The sequence below is a fragment of the Citrobacter sp. Colony219 genome, from assembly GCF_019382635.1.
Taxonomy (GTDB): domain Bacteria; phylum Pseudomonadota; class Gammaproteobacteria; order Enterobacterales; family Enterobacteriaceae; genus Citrobacter; species Citrobacter youngae.
In genome coordinates this window covers 2,566,154-2,587,937 of the sequence record NZ_CP080033.1, presented here as the reverse complement: position 1 = coordinate 2,587,937, position 21,784 = coordinate 2,566,154, and the positions used below count along the sequence as shown (strand labels likewise).

Below are 21,784 nucleotides of genomic sequence, written 5' to 3'. Positions count from 1 at the left end.
GCTTAACTAACAGGATTGTATTATGAAAGTCATCTGTACATCACCTTCATTTGCCAAATACGATCAGCAACCGATCAAACTGCTTAACGACGCCGGACTTGAGTTAATCATGCTACCTGCAGATGCCGGTTTAGAAGCGCTTGCACCTCATCTGGAACAGACAGTGGCAATGATCGTCGCTTTTACCGATGTTAATGCCGGACTAATAGCTGCGGCACCGAATCTGAAAATCGTCTGCAAACACGGCGTGGGCGTCGATAATATCGACCTCAATGCCACGCGTGAAAAAGGTATTTTTGTTACCAATGTGCCGGATGCCAATAAGCATGCCGTCGCAGACTTTGCGTTTTCCCTGATCCTTAACTGTGCGCGTCAACTCCCCTACGCGATTGAACAAACCCGCGCGGGAAACTGGCCACGGATCTTCGCCTCCGATGTATATGGAAAAACGATTGGCATTATTGGGTTAGGTAATATCGGTAAACAGGTTGCACTGCGAGCCCGCGGCTTTAATATGCGCGTGCTGGCTCACGACGCATGGCAGGATGCACAGTTCGCCGCAGATAATCACATTGAATACGTTTCGCTCGATGAACTAACAGAACAAAGTGATTTCATCACGTTACACACTCCGCTGACGCCTGAAACCAAAAATCTCTTTGATTTAGCGCAGATGAAAAAAATGAAGAGCACTAGTTATCTCATAAACGTTTCACGCGGTGGTGTCGTTAATGAAGAGGATCTCTTTCTGGCTCTCACGCAGGGTGTCATTAAGGGCGCTGCCGCCGATGTCTTTTTACAAGAGCCGTGCAATTCACACCCCTTATTTGCGCTCGATAATTTCATCCCTACGGCACATATTGCAGGATATACCGAGGGTGCGATCAGCAATATAGGCGAGCAATGTGTTTATAACATCATTGAACATGTCATTCATCAGCGTAAGCCTAAAAATATAATGAACGGATTATAACATTGTGGAGATAACCCTACCCTTTCCACAATAATAAAAATGAACATCTACCATGGGCCAGATATATGAATAATTTTGCAGAAAAATCCCGAATTCGTTGGTGGATTGCGGGATTAATGTGGCTTGCTATTGCAATTAACTATATTGACCGGACGGTATTATCTGCTGCAGCACCTCACCTCATTGATGAGCTAAAACTCGATCCTGAAATGATGGGGTTTATCATGGCGGCGTTCTTCTGGTCATATTCTTTACTGCAAATACCGGCAGGTTGGTTTGCTGACCGTTTTGGTCAGAAAAAAGGTCTGGGTTTTGCCGTCGCGTGGTGGTCAATCGCCACCTCAATGATGGGTTTAGCCACTGGATTTAAATCTCTACTCGCATTGAGACTCGCTCTGGGCGTCGGTGAAGCCGCCGCCTATCCAAGCAATGCAGGGATCGCTGCGCGCTGGTTCCCGGATCGGGAGCGGGCCACCGTCTCAGGATTGTTTGACAGTGCCTCTAAATTTGGTGGTGCCGTCGCGATGCCGCTTATTGTCTGGATGATCTACCAGTTTGACTGGCGGATGACATTTCTGATTATTGGTGGTGTAGGCATTTTTTGGGTCATTGCCTGGTATTTTATTTATACAGAAAACCCGGAGGACCACAAAAGGATCAGTACAAGCGAAATTAAACATATTCGCGAAGGGCAAAAGCAAAAACACGGCGACAAATCCGTATTACCGATGCGTTGGTATAAACTGTTGCGCTACCGTAACATTTGGGCAATGTGTATCGGTTTCTTTACCATCAACTATACATCCTATTTCTTTATTACCTGGCTACCCACTTATCTGGTAAAAGACAAAGGAATGGATTTTATCAAAATGGGGATGGTTGCCGCCCTGCCATTATTATGTGGGATGGTGATCGAAGTCTTTGCCGGCTGGGCCTCTGACCGTATGGTACATAAGCGGATCCTGTCGCTGACTGCCACAAGAAAATTATTCCTGACAATCGGTCTGTTAATGGCTTTATGTATTGGTTTTGCCCCTTTTACTGATTCCGTGTTTATGACCGTGTTTTTACTGTGTGTGGCGAAATCAGGCACCACGGTTGCCGCCTCGCAGGTCTGGGCACTACCGGGTGACGTTGCGCCTAAAAACAGCGTATCGATTGTTGCAGGGTTACAGAATACTGTCTCCAATATGGGAGGCGCGGTAGGACCAATTATTACCGGAGCCATTGTTGCAGCCACAGGCTCCTTTACCTGGGCGCTGGTGTTCTCTGCCGCACTGGTGGTTCTGGGAATTTTGAACTATCTGTTTTTGATGGGTAAAGTTGAGCCAATCATCGACAGTGAGCATGAAGCGTTGTGCATGAAAGAAGCGCAGCTGCACTAAACTCGCTCAGGTAACGGTATTCTCCGGTCAGTCAGTAGTACTGACCGGCTTTATTTTCTCTCGTAATGCACCGCATTATCATCCGCAAAACAGCGTGATCTTAATCACGAAATGATTGTATTTTCACCAGTAAACGTTTTAAGATCGCCACCTCTCCTTTTTGCAGCTAACCCGATTTATACATATGACAACAAACACTGTTTCCCGCAAGGTCGCGTGGCTACGGGTAGTTACGCTTGCTATTGCCGGTTTTATTTTCAATACCACTGAGTTTGTCCCGGTCGGGTTGCTGTCCGACATTGCGCAAAGTTTTAATATGCAGACCGCGCAGGTTGGGATCATGTTGACGATCTACGCCTGGGTGGTGGCCCTGATGTCGCTGCCCTTCATGCTGCTCACCAGTCAGGTAGAACGCCGCAAGCTGCTGATCTGCCTGTTTGTCGTGTTTATCGCCAGCCACGTACTCTCTTTCCTTGCATGGAATTTTACCGTGCTGGTGATTAGCCGTATTGGTATTGCTTTCGCACACGCCATTTTCTGGTCGATCACTGCATCGCTGGCGATACGCCTTGCTCCGGCCGGGAAACGCGCGCAGGCACTCAGCCTGATTGCGACCGGCACCGCGCTGGCGATGGTATTAGGCCTGCCTATCGGACGCATCGTCGGCCAGTATTTTGGCTGGCGCACTACCTTCTTCGCCATCGGTATGGGCGCGCTAATTACCCTGCTTTGCCTGATTAAGCTTCTGCCCAAATTACCCAGTGAGCATTCCGGTTCATTAAAAAGCCTGCCGGTGTTATTCCGCCGTCCGGCGTTAATGAGCCTGTATCTGCTGACGGTGATTGTGGTCACCGCGCATTATACGGCTTATAGCTATATCGAACCCTTTGTGCAGACCGTCGCCGGGCTGAGCGCTAACTTTGCCACTGTGCTGCTTCTGGTTCTCGGTGGCGCGGGTATTATTGGCAGCGTAATTTTTGGCAAGCTGGGTAATCAGTATGCCTCGGTGTTGATAAGCGCGGCTATTGCCCTGTTGACCCTGTGCCTGGTGCTGCTATTGCCTGCTGCTGATAGCGAAATGCACCTGGCTGTCCTGAGTATTTTCTGGGGTATTGCCATTATGGTGATCGGCCTGGGAATGCAGGTGAAAGTACTGGCACTGGCTCCGGATGCCACTGACGTCGCAATGGCGCTGTTCTCCGGTATTTTTAATATTGGTATTGGCGCGGGAGCGCTGGTGGGAAATCAGGTAAGTCTGCACTGGTCGATGTCGACGATTGGTTACGTCGGTGCACTTCCTGCCGTTGCCGCGCTGATCTGGTCAGTGATTATCTTCCGCAAATGGCCGGTAACGCTGGAAGAGCAACCACAGCAGCAATAAGAAAAAGGCCCGGTAGATATACCGGGCCCGTTGTTTAATGGTAGGTTTGGATGATTTCCAGCACGCCGTTAATAATAAACTGCACACCCATACACACCAGCAGGAAGCCCATCAGACGGGAAATAGCTTCGATCCCGCCTTTCCCCACCAGCCGCATAATTCCGCCAGAACTGCGCAGACATCCCCACAAGATAATCCCGACGACGGCAAAAATAATGGGCGGCGCAACCATGATCACCCAGTCCGGGAATTCTGAACCGTGCCGCACGGTAGAGGCCGAACTGATGATCATTGCAATCGTCCCCGGGCCGGCAGTACTCGGCATGGCCAGCGGAACAAAGGCAATATTGGCCGTCGGTTCGTCCTCCAGTTCTTCGGATTTGCTTCTCGCTTCCGGAGAATCATGCGCTTTCTGCTGAGGGAACAGCATACGAAAGCCGATAAACGCAACGATTAACCCGCCCGCAATACGCAACCCTGGAATCGAAATCCCAAACGTATTCATTACCACCTGCCCGGCGTAGTACGCGACCATCATAATGGCAAATACATAGACAGACGCCATTAATGACTGACGGTTACGCTCTGCGCTGTTCATGTTGCCAGCAAGGCCGAGAAACAGCGCCACGGTGGTTAACGGGTTTGCCAGCGGTAACAGGACTACCAGCCCCAGTCCTATTGCTTTAAACAAGTCCATCATAATGTCATCTTTCCTGTGCGTTTTTCGTCAACGGCAAGTATAAGGGCAAACTCCAGGGTTAAGCCATGTTGTCGATGTAAGGATTCATTAGTTCTCTTTACGCATAAACCCTACGGATCAGAACGTTAAAAACGCGCTATGCGTAGCGCGTTCCTGATGTTTTAGCAAAACGTGGCATGCGGCCACTCATTCATTTGACTTATATTTGCCTAAGCAATAATATCAGCCGTGACTAACTACTTGCCAGGGCAACCATTGTGAAAAGCACCAGTGATCTGTTCAATGAAATCATCCCACTGGGTCGTTTGATCTACATGGTTAATCAGAAAAAAGATCGTTTATTAAACGACTATTTGTCACCGCTGGATATCACGGCATCGCAGTTTAAGGTGCTCTGCTCCATCCGTTGTGCGGTGTGCATTACCCCTGTCGAATTGAAAAAAGTGCTGTCTGTCGATCTTGGCGCCCTGACGCGGATGCTGGACAGACTGGCCTGTAAAGGCTGGATAGAAAGGCTTCCGAATCCACATGACAAGCGCGGTGTACTGGTGAAACTCACCGAGCACGGCGCTGCAATTTGCGAGCAGTGTCATCAATTAGTAGGGCAAGACCTGCACCAGGAACTAACAAAAAACTTAACGGCGGAAGAAGTAGCAACACTTGAGCATTTGCTTAAGAGGATCCTGCCGTAAACAGAAAGAGGTATGACGATGTCCAGACGCAATACTGACACAATCACTATTCATAGCATTTTGGACTGGATCGAAAATAACCTTGAATCGCCACTCTCGCTGGAAAAAGTGTCTGAGCGTTCAGGTTACTCCAAATGGCACCTGCAGCGGATGTTCAAAAAAGAAACCGGCCATTCATTAGGTCAATACATCCGTAGCCGCAAAATGACTGAAATAGCGCAAAAATTGAAAGAGAGTAACGAACCGATCCTCTATCTTGCAGAGCGTTACGGTTTTGAGTCTCAGCAAACGCTGACCCGGACCTTCAAGAACTATTTTGATGTACCGCCGCATAAATATCGGGTGACGAATATGCATGGCGAATCCCGGTATTTGCTCCCGCTCAATCAATGCAATTGCTAATCGCCAGTTAACGACGTAACCGAGGAAATCATGAAACTTCTGTCTTATGCGATGCTGGCCCTGCTGCTTGTTGCGTCGGGCCAGAGCATGGCGGAACAGACCCCACAACCGACAACGCAAAATAATCGCGACGCGATGATTATGCCCCCTGCGCACGATCAGTCCCCGTTCGATTTTAATCATATGGGTGCCGGCAGCGATAAATCCGATGAGTTAGGCGTGCCTTATTACAATATGCACAGCCTGTAATTATTTAGCCCCGTCACTGCGGGGCTTTTTTTTAACCCTTCACCTGCACAATCTTGCGCAAGCGAAAACCGAACACGTTGATATACAACCCCGCCATGATCAACAACGCACCAAGCAGTTGCAGCCCGGTTAACGTTTCATCCAGCAGCACAGCGGCACTGGCCAACCCTACCACGGGTACCAGCAACGACAATGGCGCAACACGCCAGGTTTCATAGCGCCCCAGCAGAGAACCCCAAATGCCATAGCCCACGATGGTCGCCACAAAGGCCAGATACACCAGGGACAGGATGGTGGTCATATCGATCGCCACAAGGCTCTGCACGATTTGCGCTGGGCCATCAAGCAATGCCGATGCCAGAAAAAACGGTACGACAGGAATTAATGCGCTCCACACCACCAGCGACATGACCGCTGGACGCGAAGTATGCTGCATAATTTTCTTGTTAAAGATATTGCCGCAGGCCCAGCTCAGTGCCGCCGCCAGCGTCAGCATAAAGCCAAGCATACCAACATGTTGTCCATTGAGGCTCGCCTCAATCAATACCAGCACACCGAACACCGCCAGCGCGATACCGACCAGTTGCTTCCCCTGTAAACGCTCGCCAAAGGCGAACGCGCCCAGCACGATAGTGAAAAAAGCTTGCGCCTGTAAAACCAGCGATGCCAGACCGGCAGGCATCCCAAACTTGATGGCGCTAAACAGAAAAGCGAACTGACCGAAGCTGATGGTCAGGCCATAGCCAAGTAACAGCGAGAGCGGGATCTTCGGGCGGGCAACAAAAAAGATTGCGGGAAACGCCACCAGTAAAAAGCGCAAGCCTGCCAGCATCAACGGCGGCATATTGTGTAGTCCCACCTTAATGACAACAAAGTTCAGCCCCCAAACTACGACAACCAGTAACGCCAGCAACCCATCTTTACGCGACATACCACCGCCCCTGCAAATATTAAATTTTTGTAAACAAGTTAAGGTAACGGAAATCGTTGTACCGTAACAGATCATTAATTCAGGTAGGCCACACAGGGCATTTTCAGACAACTTATTGAGTGTACATCACACTTTTAGCATGCTATTTGTTTCTGATATCTAAAAAAAACATAACAACATGCATTGTCGGGCAGAAAAATGAATATCTCACTGAGAAGGTCCACTCTCGCGTTACTCGCGTCATCTTTGTTATTAACCATTGGACGCGGAGCCACGCTACCATTCATGACGATTTACCTCAGTCGTCAGTATGGCCTGGGTGTCGATCTGATCGGTTATGCAATGACAGTAGCACTGACTATTGGCGTCGTTTTCAGTCTTGGATTCGGCATCCTGGCCGATAAATTTGAAAAAAAACGCTTTATGCTACTGGCGATCGCGGGCTTTGCTTGCGGCTTTATAGCGATTCCTCTGGTGCATAACGTGGTGGTGGTGGTTCTGCTCTTCGCGCTGATCAACTGTGCCTACTCCGTGTTTGCAACCGTGCTGAAAGCCTGGTTTGCCGATAACCTCTCAGCCACCACTAAAACAAAGATTTTCTCACTTAACTACACCGTGCTGAACATCGGCTGGACCGTTGGCCCGCCGTTGGGCACGCTACTGGTCATGCAAAGTATTAACCTGCCGTTCTGGTTGGCGGCCATATGTTCAGCCTTCCCGCTGGTGTTTATCCAGACATGGGTAAAACGCTCCGCAATCCCCTCTGAAGGTTTGAACACGACAGTATGGTCACCCTCAGTTTTGCTGCGCGATAAAGCATTATGCTGGTTTACGTTGTCTGCTTTTCTGGCCTCGTTTGTCGGTGGTGCATTTGCATCCTGTATTTCTCAGTACGTGATGGTGGTTGCCGATGGTGATTTTGCTGAGAAAGTGGTGGCGGTCGTCCTGCCCGTCAACGCAGCAATTGTGGTATCGCTGCAATATGCTGTAGGACGCAGACTGACGTCTGCAAACATTCGCCCGCTGATGGCTGCGGGTACACTTTTTTTTGTTATTGGTCTGGTCGGTTTTACCTTCTCTGGCAACAGCCTGCTGTTTTGGGGGATTTCAGCCGCCTTTTTCACCATTGGCGAGGTCATCTACGCGCCGGGTGAATACATGCTGATCGACAACATCGCACCGGCAGGTATGAAAGCCAGTTACTTTTCCGCCCAGTCACTGGGCTGGCTTGGCGCGGCGGTAAACCCATTAGTCAGCGGGGTCATCCTGACCACACTGCCCCCATGGTCGCTGTTTGTCGCACTAATGGTGGCGATTGTCCTGGCCTGGGCGTTAATGATAAAAGGCATACGCGCCAAACCCTGGAGCCAGCCGGCAGTCTGCTGAAAATTACTGCGACAGTGCCAAAACGGCACTGTCGCCTGATTCAAATGGCAACCAACCTACGCACACCTTCTGCTGCCATATTTTCACCTGATCCACGTTGAATAATACTGCCTCGCGACATTAACAGGTATTTGTCTGCAAGCTGTTCGGCAAAGTCATAAAACTGCTCCACCAGCAATATAGCCATATCACCACGATGGGCCAGTTGGCTAATAACCAGGCCAATCTCCTTAATCACCGAAGGCTGGATCCCCTCTGTTGGTTCATCGAGGATCAACAACTGCGGGCGACTGGCCAGCGCCCGGCCAATAGCTAACTGTTGCTGTTGCCCGCCCGACAAATCACCGCCCCGCCGGTATTTCATCTCCTGTAATACCGGAAACAACGCATAAATTTCATCCGGTACACGTTTTGCCTCTTGCGCTGAAAACCGGGAGAGTCCCAGCAACAGATTCTCTTCAACCGTCAGGCGAGGAAAAATATCGCGGCCCTGCGGCACATACGCTACCCCCGCAAGCACCCGCTGATGTGGCTTACGGAGAGTAATGTTTTTACCCTGCCAGATAACACTGCCGCTGCGGGTTGGAATCAGCCCCATCAGGCACTTCAGCAGTGTTGTTTTGCCAACCCCATTACGCCCCAGCAGACATGTTACTTCACCTATACGCGCCTCAAAACTCACGCCACGCAGGATATGGCTGCCGCCATAGTATTGATTTAGTTCATTTACCTGTAGCATCAGCACTCCTTAGCGTCCGAGATACACTTCAATCACCTGCTCATTGGCCTGAACATCGCGCAGGCTCCCCTCGGCCAGTACCCGCCCCTGGTGCAATACCGTGACGTGATCAGCAATGCTCTCAACAAACCCCATATCGTGCTCAACCACCATCAGAGAATGTTTTCCGGCAAGCTGGCGAAACAGTTCAGCGGTGTATTCCGTCTCAGCATCCGTCATCCCGGCAGCTGGCTCATCCAGTAGCAACAAATGCGGCTCCTGCACCAGCAACATACCAATCTCCAGAAATTGTTTCTGTCCATGGGAAAGGCGTCCGGCACGACGGGCGCGTTCGTTACTCAGTCGCAACAGCGTCAACATGTCATCAATGCGATCCCGCTGTTCTCCCGATAAACACGCCCGTAATGACCCCCAAACGGATTTATCATTTTTCATCGCCAACTCGAGGTTCTCTTCCACCGTCAACGCTTCAAAAACGGTCGGTTTCTGAAATTTGCGACCAATGCCCTGGCGAGCAATGGCGATGGCGTCGAGTGATGTTAAATCAATGGATTGATCGTAAATCGCCCGCCCACTTTGCGGCTTCGTTTTACCGGTGATGACATCCATCAACGTGGTTTTTCCCGCGCCATTGGGTCCAATAACGCAGCGTAACTCGCCAACCCCAATATTGAGCGTCAAATCCGTTAGCGCCTGGAAACCATCAAAGTTAACGTTTATTTTTTCCAGTTGGAGCACCGGATCTGTTTGATTGCGAAAACGATCGCCCGGCATCTGGCGGGTAAAAAGCCCTTCATCTGGCTGCATTATTTGTCTCCCTTGCGAAACAGACCAATTACGCCTCGAGGCAAAAACAGCGTAACGCCAATAAAAATCAGGCCGAGAAACAGTTGCCAGTATTCAGGCATGATGACGGTAAACCAACTTTTAGCGCCGTTCACCAGCACCGCGCCAAACACCGGGCCAATCAACGTACCGCGCCCACCCAGTGCGACCCAAATCGCGGCTTCAATTGAGTTGGTGGGTGACATTTCACTGGGGTTAATGATCCCCACCTGCGGAACATACAGCGCCCCCGCCAGCCCGCACAGGACGGCAGAGAGTGTCCATACCAGTAGTTTGAAACCCTTTGGGTCATACCCGCAGAACATCAACCGATTTTCAGCGTCGCGAACAGCTGTCAAAATACGGCCAAATTTACTGCGAGCCAGCGCCCATCCGAGCCACAGCGCCAGAATCAGCAGCACAACGGTCGCCAGGAACAACGCGATACGTGTCGTGGTCGCCGTCACCGAAAATCCCAGAATGGTGGTAAAACCGGTAAATCCGTTATTGCCGCCAAACCCGGTTTCGTTACGGAAGAACAACAGCATGCCGGCAAAGGTCAGCGCCTGCGTCATGATGGAGAAATAGACCCCTTTGATTTTTGAACGGAAGGCAAACCAGCCAAACACCAACGCCAGCAAGCCAGGCACCATAACAACCAACATCATCGCCCAAAGAAAATGCTGCGTTCCCCACCAGAACCACGGAAGTTCAGTCCACGACAGGAACGACATAAAAGCTGGCACCCCTTCACCAGATGCCTGGCGCATCAGGTACATCCCCATCGCATAACCGCCCAGCGCAAAGAAAATACCGTGGCCCAGCGAGAGCATTCCCGCATATCCCCACACCAGATCCAGGGCAACTGCCACAATGGCATAACAGAGAATTTTCCCAACCAGTGTCAGTGTCCAGACAGATATCGCCAGCGGATGATCCGTAGGCAGCAGCGCGAGAAATGGCAGAATAATCAGTGCCAGCAGTAAAGCCAGCCCCAGCACACAGGTAATACGCGGCGCTTTGCGCGCCAGCGTTAATGTCATTGGCATCGTCATCAGTCAATGACCCTCCCTTTTAGCGCAAACAGCCCCTGCGGACGTTTTTGAATAAACAGAATAATCAGCACCAGAATCATAATTTTGCCGAGGACGGCCCCAACCTGCGGTTCGAGAATCTTGTTGAAAATCCCCAAACCAAACGCCGCCGCGACGCTCCCGGCAAGCTGTCCAACGCCTCCCAGCACCACCACCAAAAATGAATCAATGATGTAGCTTTGCCCCAGTTCTGGCCCAACGTTGCCCAACTGCGATAGCGCCACGCCCCCAAGTCCGGCAATGCCGGAGCCGAGACCAAATGCCAACATATCCACGCGCCCCGTGGGAACGCCGCAGCAATCTGCCATGCTGCGGTTTTGTGTCACTGCACGCACGCGCATACCCAGACGGGTTTTATTCAGCAACAACCAGGTGAAGGACAGCACCAGAATGGCAAATCCCAGCACCACAATCCGGTTCCACGGCAAAATCAGATTGGCATAGACCTGAATACCACCCGACAGCCATGCCGGGTTAGCTACCTCAAGGTTTTGCGCACCAAAGGTCATGCGCACCAACTGGATTAGCATCAGGCTAATCCCCCAGGTTGCCAGTAGCGTTTCAAGTGGGCGTCCGTACAAATGGCGGATCACTGTGCGTTCCAGCAGCATTCCCATAGCGGCGGTCAGCAGGAAGGCAACCGGCAGCGCAATCAGCGGATAAAAGGCTAACCACTGCGGGAAAAACTGGCTCATCAGCTGTTGCACTATCCAGGTACAATAAGCACCAAGCATCAGCATTTCACCGTGCGCCATATTAATGACGCCGAGTAGTCCGTAGGTGATGGCCAGCCCCAGCGCCGCCAGCAATAAAATAGACCCGAGCGATAATCCCATAAACGCCTGGCCAAGCAACTCTCCAACCTTCATTCGATGTTCAATGGTATTCAGGCTTTCGCTGGCGGCAGCGCGTACACGCGCATCGGGTTCATGTTCCAACTGGGTGAAAGGCTGTAATCGTGCTTGTGTTTCAGGATCATTGGATGCGCCCAGCAATTCGATGGCCCGGCGCCTGACATCGGGCGAACTACTGTTCAGTTGCAGGTTTGCCAGAGCAGCCGCCAGGGCGGATTTCACGCCAGCATCCGTCTCCTGCAGCAGCCTTTGCTGCAAAAATGGCAGCATCACTGGCAGTGCTTCACGTTGTAATGTTCGGGCAGCAGCCATTCTAAAAGTGACATTGTCACTTAATAACTGATGAACAGACAATGTGCCAGCCACCAGGTTACGCAGGCGGTTAGTCAGGCGGATTTTTTTTAATTCACCACTGGGTGTGCTGGCCGCCCCCAGAGATTGCACACGCGAACCGTTCATCGTGAATGCATTTTTAACGTCGTCGGTCAGCAGGTTTTCGCCACTCAGGGCATTAAGCAAAGGTAAACGCTGAACATCGGGGTTAATCGCCCATTGTTCCAGTAATGTCGCCTGCTGTGTCCGACTGGCCGCGGCGAAGATATCGGCATCTGTTGCCTGCGCTATCCACGGCAAAAGCCACGTCAGCAACAACACGCCACGAATAAAGCGCATGGCTTTCATGATAGCGTTCTCCAAAATTGGGCCCTCCAACAGGAGGGCGTAAGATCAGTTGCTGGCGGTTTTGACGGGCTGCTCAGATTTTTTATCATTCCCGGCGATATACGGACTCCACGGTTGGGCACGGACCGGGGCATCCGTTTGCCATACCACGTTAAACTGACCGTTACTTTCAATTTCGCCAATCATGACGGGTTTATGCAGGTGATGGTTCGTTGCATCCATTGTCAGCGTAAAGCCAGAAGGTGCAGAGAATGATTGCCCCGCCATGGCCGCACGGACTTTATCGACATCCGTCGTTCCGGCTTTTTCAACCGCCTGCGCCCACATGTGCAGGCCAACATACGTGGCTTCCATCGGATCGTTCGTGACCACAGAATCAGCATTCGGCAGTTTGTGCGCTTTCGCATAGGCGCGGTAATCAGCGATAAATTGCTTATTGGTGGCATTATCAACGGATTCAAAATAGTTCCAGGCCGCAAGATTGCCTACCAGGGGTTTGGTATCAATACCGCGCAACTCCTCTTCTCCAACAGAGAACGCAACAACCGGAACATCGGTCGCTTTCAGACCCTGGTTTGCCAGCTCTTTATAGAACGGAACGTTAGAGTCGCCATTAATGGTTGATACCACCGCCGTTTTTCCCCCGGCGGAGAATTTTTTGATGCTGGCGACGATGGTCTGGTAATCGCTGTGGCCAAACGGGGTATAAACCTCTTCAATGTCTTTATCCGCAATGCCTTTTGAATGCAGCCAGGCACGGAGAATTTTATTAGTTGTTCGCGGATAGACGTAATCGGTGCCCAGCAGGAAGAAACGTTTTGCACTGCCACCGTCTTCACTCATCAGATACTCAACCGCCGGAATGGCCTGCTGATTGGGCGCGGCGCCGGTATAGAAAACGTTAGGTGACATCTCTTCACCTTCATATTGCACGGGATAAAACAACAGGCCGTTTAACTCCTCAAATACCGGCAGTACAGATTTGCGCGAAACCGATGTCCAGCAACCGAAAACCACCGCCACTTTGTCCTGGCTTAGCAACTGACGGGCTTTTTCGGCAAACAGCGGCCAGTTTGACGCCGGATCAACCACTACCGGCTCCAGTTTTTTCCCCAGTACACCGCCTTTGGCGTTGATCTCATCAATGGTCATCAACGCCACATCCTTCAGCGGTGTTTCAGAAATAGCCATTGTCCCGGACAACGAATGCATGATGCCAACTTTAATGGTGTCGGCAGCCTGAACGCTAAAACTCATCCCCATAGCCACAACAGAGGCCGAAAGAGCAAAGGCTTTTAATAATGTACGACGCTGCATAGTTTCACTCCTGAAAGTAGACTTGCTGAAAGCTCCGGTGCAGCCGGAAAGGCAAAACGGTGCAAATTAAGGGTGTTCAGAAGGAATAAGGCAAAAACAGTGCCAGATATGAAAAATACATATAATTCAATAAATTACAAATGCCATCAATGAAATGCAGATAAAAAGAATGCGTCGCCATGACGGCAAGAGAGAAGAATTGAACCACCATGACACAGTGTTGCATTATAAACGTGCAACATCTTGTGTCCGGACAACCCGGTAGCTGCAGCGGATTACAAGATAAAATTATGATTATTTGCAGATGGGTGCGCCTGTTTCGTCACGATTATTTATTTTCTTCGACGAGAAAAAGCCAAAACCTTACATTTCAGACGAAATATTCACACAGTTCACTCTTTGTTTAAGTTCGAATTGCTACTATAGTCATTAACGAGGTGAAATTAAGGTAAGAGAGGAAACTCAATAGATAAAGGAGCATTTACTATGCTGGGTAATATGAATATTTTTATGGCTGTTCTGGGAATTATTTTATTTTCCGGTTTCCTGGCCGCGTATTTTAGCCACAGATGGGATGATTGATGAACGGAGATAATCCTGCACCGAACCGGCCCCTTGTCGCATAACTGCACAAGGGGCCATTTTTTTACCTGCTTCCCTTCCCTGAATCATTTCTCAGAATTACAGATAAAAAAAACCGCCGGAGAAACCAGCGGTAAATGCTTGCATGGATAGATTTGTGTTTTGCTTTATACGTTATCTGGCAATTCCCTGCGAAGATAACGAATAGTCGGCTAGCATATCATCGACAACCGCAATGGAAGTTAAACGAAACGTAACTACAGCCGGTCTACACTGATAAAATTCACGCTCTGACGCGCGGTGTCAGTTGATCATTAGTGCCAACTAGCGTGATTTTCTCTTTTTCATCCATAAACATGCAGCGATTCCTGCCGGTCTGTTTCCCTTCATACATGGCTCTGTCAGCACGTCCAAGACCGTTGTCCAGCGTTTCACCCTGTTGAACTCTGGTAATGCCAGCGGTTACCGTTATGCCGATTTCGCCTTCTGGATAAGGGATTTTTTTCTGGCCAATCAGATGACAAAGACGCAACCCTGCCTGGCATGCCTGCTCGTCCGTTTTGGTTCGGATGATGACAATAAACTCCTCACCACCATAGCGATAAGCAACCTCATCGTATCGAGTCCATGCTAATAAATTTGACGCCAGACTGCGCAACACCATGTCACCAACCAGATGTCCGTAGGTATCATTAACATGTTTAAAACGGTCGATATCCAGCAACAATATGTACAGGTTAAGCGGCTCAGCATCGAGTAACTGCTGGTCAAACGACTCATCAAGCATTCTTCTGCCAGGCAAACCTGTTAACACATCAATATTACTGCGGATAGTCAGTAAATATATTTTGTAGTCCATGACCGCAGACGTAAATCCCAGTAACACATCCTGGAAACTGTCGAAATGCCATGAATGGCTACGCTCTTCCACGATTGCCAATAGCAATTCCTTGCCTAACAAATGCATTTTCTCATGTGTCGCGTGAATATTGCTGACATAACTGCATTCATCATCATCGTGCTGTGGATGGTCTTTGAGCCACTGCCCAAATTGACAAACAGCGTGAGAGTCATCGCCCGAAATATCAGGCTGAGTAACGTCTGATGACACCACACAGCGGAACATTTTCACCAGCCACTTATAATGAGCATCAATTGATTTGTTAAGTTCGATTAAAATTGCATCTATTTCCTGCGTTCTTCTGATCATCACGGTTTCCTTCCCTGTATGAACATTTAGACATGGGCATTTTAGCGCCCAAAAGGAAAACTTATGTAAATTTTTTAATAGTAATTAATATTAAGGAAAGAAAACAAAGATTACTTCGCATGATAATAAATTAACTTGAAATTAAAATAATCATGGTAATCAATGCGATAGATTTTATTCTATTTCCCTTGTTTTATATTTAATGGAACCGAACACCCATGAGTTAAATCGCAAAAATGACGATAATATTAACCGCATGAAATATGATATTTGAAAACGATTTYCTCAATGAACGGCTTCGTGRTAAAKAATCTGCCCGCCCATACCTGAAATCAGCTTATCTACCTGTTGCGTACTTATTTCTTAGGTACACGCGCCAGGCCATGAACACGCCTGGCAGAAAGGCAACTCCAACAATAACTGACTTATAAAGCACCCYRTCAAARAGGTATGTGTCRTGAGTKRTTTTGTCTGCCCATRCACACCARATAACCCARRTRACWRCRAAGCAGAATGAAATCAGYTCTACCTTTGTTGGCAACCTCATCGTCATTCATCCATCTCACATTTTGGGGAAGAAAAAATCACGCTAAAAACCGGGCATCGCGCCCGGTTCAATTTTTTGGCAGACAATGCCTTAGGCGCTCAAACCACGATGTTTGAGCATTGGCTCCATTTTTGGATCTCGGCCGCTCCATTGGCAATAAAGCTCAGCTAAGTCAGTGCTGTTACCACGGGACAAAATCGCTTCGCGGAATTTCTGCCCGTTTTCACGGGTCAATCCGCCCTGCTCTACAAACCACTGATAGCCGTCATCGGCCAACATTTGCGTCCATAAATAGGCATAATACCCTGCGGCATAGCCACCACCGAAGATATGGGCAAAATAGCTGCTGCGATAACGCGGCGGTACAGCCTGCAGATCCAATCCTTCCGCAGCCAGGGCCTGCTGCTCAAATTCATCAACTGACAGCGATGACACACACTGCTCCAGGCTGTGCCAGCGCATATCCAGCAATGCAGCACTGAGAAGCTCCGTCATATCATAGCCTTTGTTAAACAAGCTGGCCCGTTGCATCTTCTCCAGCAATGGCTGGGGCATTTTTTCACCCGTTTCAACATGGCGAGCATAACGCGCGAAAACCTGCGGATCACTCGCCCAGTGTTCGTTTATCTGCGACGGGAATTCGACGAAATCACGCGGGGTATTCGTGCCCGACAGCGTCGCATACCGTTGGCTGGCAAACAGACCATGTAACGTGTGTCCGAACTCATGGAACAACGTGATGACATCATCCCACAGCAGCAAGGCGGGTTGGCCCTGAGCAGGTTTCTGATAATTGCAGACGTTGTAAATTACCGGCCTGGTTTCATTTTGCAGAGATTGCTCAACAAAATTTCCCATCCAGGCACCACCACTTTTTGATTCACGGGCAAAGAAATCACCATAAAATAGCGCCAGTCCTACGCCATCATGATCGAAAATCTCCCAAACCCGTACATCCGGATGATAAACAGGGATGTCAAAGCGCTCGATGAATTTAATGCCAAATAGCTGGTTTGCTGTCCAGAAAACACCTTCATTCAGCACCGTATCCAGGGCAAAGTAAGGTTTAAGCAGAGCTTCATCAAGAGCATATTTTTCACGACGCACCTGCTCGGCATAAAATGCCCAGTCCCAGGCCTCAACCTCGAATTGTCCCTGTTGCTGATTAATCGCTTTCTGAATTTCAGCCTGCTCATTCAGCGCGCGTTGACGTGCAGCGGGCACGATCGCCCGCATAAAAGAAAGTGCCGCTTCTGGCGTTTTCGCCATCTGGTCGGCAATTTTCCAGGCAGCAAAATTCGCAAAACCCAGTAATGTTGCCTGCTCTCTGCGGATCTCCACCAGCCGTTTAATGATAGCGCGAGTATCGTTGGCATCATTTTTTTCCGCCCGCGTCCATGCCTGGGTAAACAGGTTTTCTCGTGTCTGTCGATCGCGTAACGCAGCAAGTGCCGGTTGTTGTGTGGTGTTCAATAGTGGGATAACCCAGCGAACCTCAAGTCCTTTGTCGCTGGCGGCTTGCGCCGCAACGGCAATTTCTTCTGCGCTGAGTCCGTCAAGCTGCCGGACATCATCCACGATCAGTGCACCCGCTTTGTTCGCCGCCAGCAGACGCTGATTGAACTGGCTGGTTAACGTCGCCGACTCCGTATTTAGCGCTTTCAGGCGTGCTTTATCGGCATCATTAAGACATGCACCAGCCAACACAAAGCGTTGGTGAACCACCTCCAACAGACGCAATGATTCACCTTCCAGCGCCAGCGAAGAGCGTTGCTGCCAGACGGCATCTATACGCGCAAAAAGTGCGTCATTGAGATAGATATCATTGGCCAGCGCGGCCAGTTCGGCGGAGAACTCCTCGTCAAGACGCTGCAGCTCATCGTTGGTATGCGCTGCCGTCATCGCAAAGAAAACGCTGGTGACGCGCGTCAACAACGCCCCACTTTGCTCAAGCGCCAGCAACGTATTTGTGAAATCAGGAGCCTGTTGGTTTTGCACAATCGCCGCTATTTCAGCGCGTTTTTGTTTCACACCTTCATCAAACGCGGGCCGATAATGGCAATCTTCAATCTGATCAAATTGCGGTGCCTGGTAAGGTAATGTGCTGTGGTGCAAAAAAGGATTTGTTAACGACATCTTTTCCTCCTGAAAACGATTTGTTTACTAGAGTAGGCCTCCCAGGATTTGACCGCAATCTCGTTAAGCAGGAATAGCTCTGAACAGAAATGACGTGCTATGGTAGTACTACATAAAAAGCGTTGAGGAACAGTGAGATGATCGTTTTAGTAACCGGAGCAACAGCAGGTTTTGGTGAGTGCATTACGCGTCGTTTTATTGAGAATGGGCATAAAGTTATTGCCACCGGACGCCGCCAGGAACGTCTGCAGGAACTGAAAGATGAACTGGGTAATAATCTGTATATCGCCCAGCTTGACGTACGCAATCGCGCATCCATTGAAGAGATGCTGGACGCACTGCCTGCCGAATGGCGCAATATCGATATCCTGGTCAACAATGCCGGTCTGGCGTTGGGTCTTGAGCCAGCCCACAAAGCGAATGTCGATGACTGGGAAACCATGATCGATACCAACAACAAAGGCCTGATTTATATGACTCGTGCCGTTCTGCCTGGCATGGTCGAGCGTAACCGCGGACACATAATTAATATCGGCTCTACCGCCGGTAGCTGGCCGTACGCTGGCGGGAACGTTTATGGTGCAACCAAAGCGTTTGTTCGTCAGTTTAGTCTGAACCTGCGTACAGACTTACACGGCACGGCGATCCGCGTTACCGACATTGAACCCGGACTGGTTGGCGGTACCGAGTTCTCTAATGTGCGTTTCAAAGGCGACGATGATAAAGCAGGTAAAACCTACGAAAATACCACTGCACTGACTCCGCAGGATGTCACTGAAGCTGTATGGTGGGTTGCTTCGTTACCGGCTCATGTCAACATCAATACCCTTGAGATGATGCCAGTCACCCAGTCTTTTGCCGGGCTTAGCGTGCATCGAAGCTAAATGAGATACCCGGCCTTGTGCCGGGTATAGAAAGCGCTCGATAAGTGATAAAATAGCCGGGTTAACTCTCTAATAAGTAAGAATGAATGACCGTAGAAACGCAGCTCAACCCTACACAGCCGGTAAATCAACAGATTTACCGTATTCTTCGCAGCGATATCGTGCATTGTCTGATTGCACCTGGTACGCCATTGTCGGAGAAAGAGGTTTCCGTACGCTTTAACGTGTCTCGCCAGCCGGTACGAGAAGCATTCATCAAACTGGCAGAAAACGGTTTGATTCAGATCCGTCCACAACGTGGCAGTTACGTGAATAAGATCTCGCTGTCGCAGGTGCAAAATGGCTGTTTTGTACGTCAGGCCATTGAGTGTGCCGTAGCCCGCCGCGCCGCCTCGATGATCACCGATAACCAGTGCTATCAACTGGAACAGAATCTGCACCAGCAACGCATTGCCATCGACCGTAAGCAGCTCAACGATTTCTTCCAGCTTGATGATGAGTTTCATCAGAAGCTGGCATTAATCGCTGATTGCCAGCTTGCCTGGGACACCGTCGAGAATATTAAAGCCACGATTGACCGTGTGCGCTATATGAGTCTGGATCATGTCTCCCCACCTGAAATGCTACTTCGTCAGCACCATGATATCTTTGCAGCGCTGGTAAAACATGATGGCGATGCCGTCGAGCATGCAATGATGCTGCATCTACAGGAAATTAGCGAATCTGTTCAGCTTATTCGTCAGGAAAATAGCGACTGGTTTAGCGAAGACTAATACGTAGCTCACCTCTCACTGAGGTGAGTTTCCCCGAAAGATCCCCTCTCCTGCATATCCCGATAAAAAAAGCTGTGATTTTGATCGAAAACAAAAAAAGTCATTAACGAGAAGCGTATTTATATTGCGCCCGTTACGTGGGACTAAAGCCCACGGGCTTTGACGGTAAGTTGGAAAGGAGAAAACACCATGAAAACATACGATCGTAACCGCAACGCAATCACCACTGGCAGCCGAGTCATGATTAGTGACACCGGACTCACCGGCCGTATTACAGCCATTGACACCGATGGCCTGACCGCTGAGCAAATCCGCCGCGGTAAAACAGTGGAAATCGAAGGATGTGAAGGCAAATATGCCCCCCTCGAACTGATTCGTTTAGGCATGAACTAATTGGTGTGAATGCCAAAAACAATGCGCCATCTGGCTGTCGTTAAAGCCGGATGGCGACATAAAGCGTTATCTTACTGACAGTAATTTCGCAGCATATTTTGCAACCGTTGCCTTCGCGCCTTCCGCCAGCAAAGTCAGGTACGCTTCTGTAACCCGCTTTTTAAACCGTTCAACCTGTGGCAGTTCGTCACCAAAAATAGCGTCAATAGCCAATAGCGCCTGCACACGATCTTCACCTTCGTGACTGTTCTGTACCGCTTTCTGGATCACTGGCAGCAGCGGATCGCTAATTTCAATGGCTTGTCCCTGCTCATCCACGCCCCCGACATAGCGCATCCAACCCGCCACACCGAGTGCAAGCAGAACAAAACCACTGCCGTGCACGATATGCCAACGCACAGAGTCAAGCATACGTTGCGGCAGTTTCTGACTACCGTCCATGGCAATCTGCCAGGTACGGTGGCGCAACGCCGGGTTGCTATAGCGGTCAATCAGTAAGTCGGCATAATGCTGAAGATCCACCCCTTTCACTTTTAATGTTGGCGCTTGCTCCTGCAGCATCAACGCGCGGGCGGCGACACGATAGTTCTCATCACCCATGCAGTCGTTGATGTGTTGATATCCTGCCAGGTAGCCGAGGTAAGCAAGGAAAGAGTGGCTGCCGTTAAGCATACGCAACTTCATCTCTTCGAACGGGATAACATCTGCCACCAGTTCAGCCCCGGCTTTTTCCCACTCTGGACGCCCTGCGACAAAGTTATCTTCAATGACCCACTGACGGAACGGTTCGCATGCCACACCCGCCGGATCGCGTACCCCGGTAAGTTGTTCAATTTTGTCCAGCGTATCTGCGGTTACCGCCGGGACAATACGGTCAACCATTGTTGACGGGAACGTCACATGTTGTTCGATCCATGCAGCCAGCTCAGCATCCACCGCGCGGGCATACGCAGTGACAACATTGCGCATCACATGGCCGTTTTCAGGCATGTTGTCGCAGGACATCACGGTAAACGCACCTAAACCTGCGGCTTTACGGCGTGCAAGTGCTTCAACCACCACACCCGGTGCCGTCTTCGGCTGTTTTGGGTTTTGCAGGTCGGCGGCAATCATCGGGTTATCCAGCATCAATTGCCCGGTAGCCGGAGAATGGCAATACCCCTTCTCAGTTATGGTCAGGGAAACGATCGCCACCTGCGGTTCGCACAGCGCAGCCAGTACAGCTTCCAGACCATCAACCTGCGCATGCAACGCCTTTTTAACCACGCCAACAACTCTTGCGGTCCAGGCATCCGCAGACATTTCCGCAACGGTGTACAGGTTATCTTGCTGTTTCAAATCAGCAATCTGCTGCTCTCCACCAATCAGGTTTACTTCGCAGTATCCCCAGTCACTATTGTGATCTGCTGCCAGGATGTCAGCGTATACCCCCTGGTGTGCACGGTGGAAAGCACCGAACCCCAGATGAACAATACGCGGAACCAGTTTTGTACGATCGTAGCCAGGAAGTGCAGCCTTTGCCGCTAAGAGCTTGTTTTGCATTGTATGACCTACTTATCAATGAAATCAGGACTGTCTCAGAGTAACGCCTGTATGGTTGTATGTTTTGATTTGCATTAAACTTTCTATGATTGGTATGACATCATTTAA

General features: G+C 49.9%; 21 protein-coding genes. 11 read left to right on the top strand and 10 right to left on the bottom strand.

Going from position 1 to position 21,784, the window contains the following annotated elements:
* The first annotated feature begins 22 nt into the window (after positions 1-22).
* From JTI85_RS11515 to JTI85_RS11505, 3 genes are all read left to right on the top strand, one after another.
* Positions 23-973, top strand: coding sequence for a phosphoglycerate dehydrogenase (locus JTI85_RS11515; protein WP_048211689.1), 951 nt, complete (start codon positions 23-25; stop codon positions 971-973).
* Positions 974-1,038: 65 nt separating this feature from the next.
* Positions 1,039-2,358 (top strand): MFS transporter, encoded by a 1,320-nt coding sequence (locus JTI85_RS11510; protein WP_048211690.1) that lies wholly within the window; start codon positions 1,039-1,041, stop codon positions 2,356-2,358.
* Positions 2,359-2,542: 184 nt separating this feature from the next.
* On the top strand, positions 2,543-3,739 hold the full coding sequence (locus JTI85_RS11505; RefSeq protein ID WP_048211691.1) for a sugar transporter: 1,197 nt from the start codon (positions 2,543-2,545) through the stop codon (positions 3,737-3,739).
* Between the two features lie 34 nt (positions 3,740-3,773).
* On the opposite strand, the gene JTI85_RS11500 is transcribed toward JTI85_RS11505, so the two are convergent.
* Positions 3,774-4,439 (bottom strand): MarC family NAAT transporter, encoded by a 666-nt coding sequence (locus JTI85_RS11500; RefSeq protein ID WP_048211692.1) that lies wholly within the window; start codon positions 4,437-4,439, stop codon positions 3,774-3,776.
* A gap of 257 nt (positions 4,440-4,696) precedes the next feature.
* On the opposite strand from JTI85_RS11500, the gene marR reads away from it, so the two are divergent.
* The 3 genes from marR to marB are packed head-to-tail and all read left to right on the top strand — an operon-like array spanning position 4,697 to position 5,782.
* Positions 4,697-5,131, top strand: coding sequence for a multiple antibiotic resistance transcriptional regulator MarR (gene marR / locus JTI85_RS11495; RefSeq protein ID WP_048211693.1), 435 nt, complete (start codon positions 4,697-4,699; stop codon positions 5,129-5,131).
* Between the two features lie 18 nt (positions 5,132-5,149).
* Positions 5,150-5,533: an MDR efflux pump AcrAB transcriptional activator MarA gene (marA, locus tag JTI85_RS11490; RefSeq protein WP_140168326.1), complete on the top strand. Its 384-nt coding sequence runs from the start codon at positions 5,150-5,152 to the stop codon at positions 5,531-5,533.
* 30 nt (positions 5,534-5,563) lie between these two features.
* Positions 5,564-5,782 carry a multiple antibiotic resistance protein MarB gene (gene marB, locus JTI85_RS11485; RefSeq protein WP_048211695.1) on the top strand — a complete coding sequence of 73 codons (219 nt, stop codon included), beginning with the start codon at positions 5,564-5,566 and terminating at the stop codon, positions 5,780-5,782.
* A 31-nt stretch (positions 5,783-5,813) separates the two neighbouring features.
* Here the strand turns inward: marB and eamA are convergent, their stop codons facing one another.
* Positions 5,814-6,713 (bottom strand): O-acetylserine/cysteine exporter, encoded by a 900-nt coding sequence (gene eamA / locus JTI85_RS11480; protein WP_101743072.1) that lies wholly within the window; start codon positions 6,711-6,713, stop codon positions 5,814-5,816.
* Between the two features lie 198 nt (positions 6,714-6,911).
* On the opposite strand from eamA, the gene ydeE reads away from it, so the two are divergent.
* Positions 6,912-8,099, top strand: a complete 1,188-nt coding sequence (gene ydeE / locus JTI85_RS11475; RefSeq protein WP_219351507.1) for an efflux MFS transporter YdeE — start codon at positions 6,912-6,914, stop codon at positions 8,097-8,099.
* Between the two features lie 40 nt (positions 8,100-8,139).
* On the opposite strand, the gene urtE is transcribed toward ydeE, so the two are convergent.
* From urtE to urtA, 5 genes are read right to left on the bottom strand one after another with little or no spacing between them, the layout of a single operon-like run.
* Positions 8,140-8,838: an urea ABC transporter ATP-binding subunit UrtE gene (gene urtE, locus JTI85_RS11470; protein ID WP_219351505.1), complete on the bottom strand. Its 699-nt coding sequence runs from the start codon at positions 8,836-8,838 to the stop codon at positions 8,140-8,142.
* A 9-nt stretch (positions 8,839-8,847) separates the two neighbouring features.
* A complete protein-coding gene (gene urtD / locus JTI85_RS11465; protein ID WP_040231114.1) occupies positions 8,848-9,645 on the bottom strand; it encodes an urea ABC transporter ATP-binding protein UrtD in 798 nt (265 codons plus the stop codon).
* Positions 9,645-10,718 carry an urea ABC transporter permease subunit UrtC gene (gene urtC / locus JTI85_RS11460; protein ID WP_048211699.1) on the bottom strand — a complete coding sequence of 358 codons (1,074 nt, stop codon included), beginning with the start codon at positions 10,716-10,718 and terminating at the stop codon, positions 9,645-9,647. The genes urtD and urtC overlap by 1 nt, the downstream gene beginning before the upstream one ends.
* The gene (gene urtB, locus JTI85_RS11455) at positions 10,718-12,292 is read right to left on the bottom strand and encodes an urea ABC transporter permease subunit UrtB (protein ID WP_219352579.1); all 1,575 of its coding nucleotides are present in this window, start codon (positions 12,290-12,292) and stop codon (positions 10,718-10,720) included. Before urtB ends, urtC begins: the two co-directional genes overlap by 1 nt.
* Positions 12,293-12,337: 45 nt before the next feature.
* Complete coding sequence (gene urtA, locus JTI85_RS11450; protein ID WP_048211701.1) at positions 12,338-13,609, bottom strand: urea ABC transporter substrate-binding protein; 1,272 nt, start codon at positions 13,607-13,609, stop codon at positions 12,338-12,340.
* Positions 13,610-14,095: 486 nt separating this feature from the next.
* On the opposite strand from urtA, the gene mgtS reads away from it, so the two are divergent.
* Entirely contained in the window at positions 14,096-14,191 is a 96-nt protein-coding gene (gene mgtS, locus JTI85_RS11445; protein ID WP_003032406.1) for a protein MgtS, read from the top strand.
* A 283-nt stretch (positions 14,192-14,474) separates the two neighbouring features.
* Here mgtS and JTI85_RS11440 read toward each other — a convergent pair whose 3' ends face one another.
* Entirely contained in the window at positions 14,475-15,401 is a 927-nt protein-coding gene (locus tag JTI85_RS11440) for a diguanylate cyclase (RefSeq protein ID WP_219351503.1), read from the bottom strand.
* Between the two features lie 637 nt (positions 15,402-16,038).
* The gene (gene dcp / locus JTI85_RS11435) at positions 16,039-18,084 is read right to left on the bottom strand and encodes a peptidyl-dipeptidase Dcp (protein ID WP_137363789.1); all 2,046 of its coding nucleotides are present in this window, start codon (positions 18,082-18,084) and stop codon (positions 16,039-16,041) included.
* 137 nt (positions 18,085-18,221) lie between these two features.
* Between dcp and ydfG the strand changes: the two genes are divergently transcribed.
* The 3 genes from ydfG to ydfZ all read left to right on the top strand — a co-directional run bounded on the left by ydfG (position 18,222) and on the right by ydfZ (position 20,134).
* Positions 18,222-18,968 carry a bifunctional NADP-dependent 3-hydroxy acid dehydrogenase/3-hydroxypropionate dehydrogenase YdfG gene (ydfG, locus tag JTI85_RS11430; protein ID WP_048211705.1) on the top strand — a complete coding sequence of 249 codons (747 nt, stop codon included), beginning with the start codon at positions 18,222-18,224 and terminating at the stop codon, positions 18,966-18,968.
* 86 nt (positions 18,969-19,054) lie between these two features.
* Positions 19,055-19,741 carry a GntR family transcriptional regulator gene (locus tag JTI85_RS11425; protein ID WP_048211706.1) on the top strand — a complete coding sequence of 229 codons (687 nt, stop codon included), beginning with the start codon at positions 19,055-19,057 and terminating at the stop codon, positions 19,739-19,741.
* Between the two features lie 189 nt (positions 19,742-19,930).
* On the top strand, positions 19,931-20,134 hold the full coding sequence (ydfZ, locus tag JTI85_RS11420; RefSeq protein WP_003032393.1) for a putative selenium delivery protein YdfZ: 204 nt from the start codon (positions 19,931-19,933) through the stop codon (positions 20,132-20,134).
* 66 nt (positions 20,135-20,200) lie between these two features.
* On the opposite strand, the gene JTI85_RS11415 is transcribed toward ydfZ, so the two are convergent.
* Positions 20,201-21,676 carry a mannitol dehydrogenase family protein gene (locus JTI85_RS11415; RefSeq protein WP_219351501.1) on the bottom strand — a complete coding sequence of 492 codons (1,476 nt, stop codon included), beginning with the start codon at positions 21,674-21,676 and terminating at the stop codon, positions 20,201-20,203.
* Positions 21,677-21,784: the final 108 nt, after the last annotated feature.